The sequence below is a fragment of the Paenibacillus sp. P4_A7 genome, assembly GCF_056402455.1.
Map to the genome: position 1 here is coordinate 1 of NZ_JBFUHJ010000536.1, position 3,514 is coordinate 3,514.

Here is a 3,514-nt window from a genome sequence, read left to right on the forward strand (position 1 = left end):
CCGTATAACCGACCGGAAAACTTCAACGCATAAATCCCCACCGCCGCCAAAATCACCGAAGGAATAGGAAAAACCGCCACATTGGAAGAACTCCTTACGAGGACTCACTCCCGCACTGTTCGTACCTGTTCCACAAATTAGAACAACGCCATATGGTCGTCCCGTCCCCGCCCGAAGCGCAATAATTGTATCGCAATTCACGTCATGCTTCGGAAAACCCAGCTCTGCGATCATTGGTCTCAAGACCTGATAATCTGCTTCTCTGTCCGCACCTGCTAATCCAAAATAAGCAAACGTAATCTCACTGCGTTTCAAGCCCGCATGTTCCAAAGCCATGTCCACCGATTCTTGTATATTGCTTTTTGCTTCGTCATAATCAATCTGATAATTGCCATTACCGCTATGCCCTTTACCTACAATATTGCCGTGCTCATCGGTGACCAGCGTATACGTCTTGCTGCCCCCACCGTCTACGCCCAAATAATATTTCAACGGATTCACTCCCATGATTGCGTGTTTGTTAATGCCTCGATGAAGTTGATTCCCGAATGATAAGCTCAGGACTTAATTGAATAGTAACGTTTCGCTTTGCTGTTCCGTTAATAATCTTAAGCAGTAATTCAACCCCTGTCCTTCCGATCTGCTCTGCCGGCTGACGTATTGTCGTTAACATAGGACGAAAATCAGAAGCAATAATCTGATCATCAAATCCGATGATGGAGATATCCTGCGGCACTTTAATCCCTTCCAATATAAAAGCATTCATTGCGCCTAGCGCCATATAATCATCCGACGTAAATACAGCAGTCGGTAGTCTGCCCGAGTTTATCCAGCCTCGAGCGATCTCGTGGCCTGTCGATATTTCGAAATCTCCGCGTTCCACACAAAACGGCTTTAATCCTGCTTTTTCTAATGCGCTGCGATATCCACGTTCCCTTTCACGACTGCTGAGAAACAGTTCAGGTCCGCTAATATGTGCAATATCCGTATGACCCAGTTCAATCAAATGCTGCGTTGCCTCATATCCGCCACTAAAATTATCAACGATAACGGAGGTTGCAGATGGATTAAGCTGCTGGTTGTCTAGCATGACGAAAGGAATCCGGTTTTTCTTCAGCTCCAGCACGTATTCATCCTCACGAATGGGTGACAATAGGATTACTCCGTCGACCCGATCCTCCTGAAACAATGACCGGTGAGCCTGCTCATCCTCGCCTGTCGTGATAGACAGTGCAAGAAAGTAACCATTTTCGGCTAAACGATCATTAACTTCCTTAACAACAGCGTCCAAAAAAGAGTCATGCAATGTCGTTAGTGAAAGTCCAATAATACCCGTCTTACCGCTTGCGAGGCTTCTAGCCGATGCGTTGGGATGGTAGTCCAATTCCTTCATTGCCTGAAGTACACGCTCTCTATTGCTTGACCTCACGCTGGGCATATTATTCAGAACCCTAGATACAGTCACAACAGACAATCCCGATTTCTTTGCCACATCATATATACTTACCTTCATGCAGACGCCATCCTCAATCCAATATGAGAAACAATTGAAAAAAATGGAGGGGGCAGCACCGTGCGCCCCTCCTCGCATTCTTATTTATTAACTCTTGCAAGTAGATCCTTCAGCTTCGTTTCAATTTCCGGAAGTACGTCCTCAACCTTTTTAGCACCATTTTCAACACCTGCAAGCTCATTTATGAACAATTCATTGATTTGCGAGTAGTTGGAAATAAGGTGATTGTATGATTCAAATCCGTATTTATAAGCTCCATCAAACACTTGTTTTATACCTTTAGGATCGATACCTTCAAAGTTGTTGTAATATTTCTCAGCTGCTTCTTGGTTAACTGGCGGGTTTCCTCCACTTAACTCGATTGACTTCTCTTGAATCTCAGTTGTAATCAGATACTTAATCCACTCCAATGCTTCTTCTGGATGCTTGGAATCTTTCAGAACAAATAGAGGATCAACGTACAACACGCTTCTAACATCTCCATTAGGATTGTATGGAACCGCAGCTACGCCAACTTTAAAGTTGAAATCAGCAGCAGCAGCTAAGCTCCATGAACCAACGACGGRCATCCCGATTTTACCGGATAAGAAGGGATCTCCGAATTGGCCGGATACCGTTTGAGAGAATTTTGGCGTAGGAGAAACTTTCTGATCATAGATAAGTCCATAAAGCGTTTTATAAGCATCCACAACTTCTGGTTTCGTCAGATTGATCTCAGAGGGCTTGCCGCCATTAGTCCACACATCATCGGAATACACGTTGGCTCCGAAATACTGCGGCCGTTGATCACGTTCACCAAATCCGAAATCAACCCCATATTGGGCCTTCTCCAGGTTATCCGAGTCCACTGTAATTTTTTTCGCGTATTCTAGCATTTTGTCAAAAGTCCAGCTCTTATCTTCATAATCAGTTGGAGGATACGCAAGTCCCGCTTTGTCGAAGAGATCTTTGTTGTAAAGCATAACGGTCACATAGCTATTAAGAGGAATACCATATGTTTTGCCATCAACCTTGTAAATGTCCATTACATCTTCAGGAATGTTGTAGTCAGCACCGCTGAGTCCATCCAAATATGGCGTCAGGTCCATCAGCATATCCTTGTTGTAGTACTCCATAAATCCACCGTAGCCCCAATGGGAGGTTACATCTGGTGCATTTTTGGCCGCAATAGAAGATTGCAGCTTGGAATCAAACTGCTCATAAGGCGCCTTCGTTACTTTAATTTTAATGTTTGGATGCTTGGCTTCAAAATCAGGAATGAGCTTCTCCACGAATGTTCTGTCAGGTGAGTCAATTGTATAATGTGTGATCGTTACTTTCTTTCCTTTGCCGCCATCTTCACTATTGGAGCATGCAGCGGTCAACATAGAAAATGCGACAATCATACTCATTGACATCGGTACCCATTTCTTCTTCATCGTTCAAATTTCCCCCTAATTTTTAATGATTTCCTCTTATGTGAATGGCTATTTGATGCCGGTGAGAACTATTCCTTCAACAAATCTCTTCTGTGCCACTGCAAAGAGCAGGACGATCGGCAGTACCGAAAGAATCGATGCAGCCATTAACAGATTCCACGGAGCTAAGCGAAATTTCGATGATATCATGGCAGCCATTCCAACCGGTAGCGTGAAGTTCTCCTGAGAATCCAGATATAATACCGGAGCAAGCAGATCATTCCAGCTCCAAATAAAGGAGAAGATAGCAACAGTCGAAAGTGCTGCTCCCGCTAGAGGAAGCGTCAAGTTCCAGTACAGTCGAAACTCACTGCAGCCGTCCATCCGGCCAGCATCATATAGTTCTTCGGGCATCGTGGAGAAAAATTGCTTCAAAAGAAAGATCATATAAGCTGATCCGAAGAATGATGGCAAAATGAGCGGGAGTAACGAATCATGTAGTCCAATATTCATAAACAGAAGAAACTGAGGAATCATAATGGCTGGATAAGGCAGCATCAAGGTACTAAGCACCAGCATGAACATAAATGCACTGCTCCTAGCC

The 3,514-nt window shown here is 44.2% G+C and carries 4 protein-coding genes; all 4 read right to left on the reverse strand.

What is annotated here, in order from left to right; translation table 11 throughout:
- Window positions 1-501: N-acetylglucosamine kinase (locus AC1DWN_RS30535; protein WP_477562619.1), on the reverse strand; the 501-nt coding region annotated here is incomplete at its 3' end.
- Window positions 502-520: 19 nt separating this feature from the next.
- Complete coding sequence (locus tag AC1DWN_RS30540) at window positions 521-1,513, reverse strand: LacI family DNA-binding transcriptional regulator (RefSeq protein ID WP_477562620.1); 993 nt, start codon at window positions 1,511-1,513, stop codon at window positions 521-523.
- An 80-nt stretch (window positions 1,514-1,593) separates the two neighbouring features.
- Window positions 1,594-2,931 (reverse strand): ABC transporter substrate-binding protein, encoded by a 1,338-nt coding sequence (locus AC1DWN_RS30545; protein ID WP_477562621.1) that lies wholly within the window; start codon window positions 2,929-2,931, stop codon window positions 1,594-1,596.
- Between the two features lie 48 nt (window positions 2,932-2,979).
- Window positions 2,980-3,514: carbohydrate ABC transporter permease (locus AC1DWN_RS30550; protein WP_477562622.1), on the reverse strand; the 535-nt coding region annotated here is incomplete at its 5' end.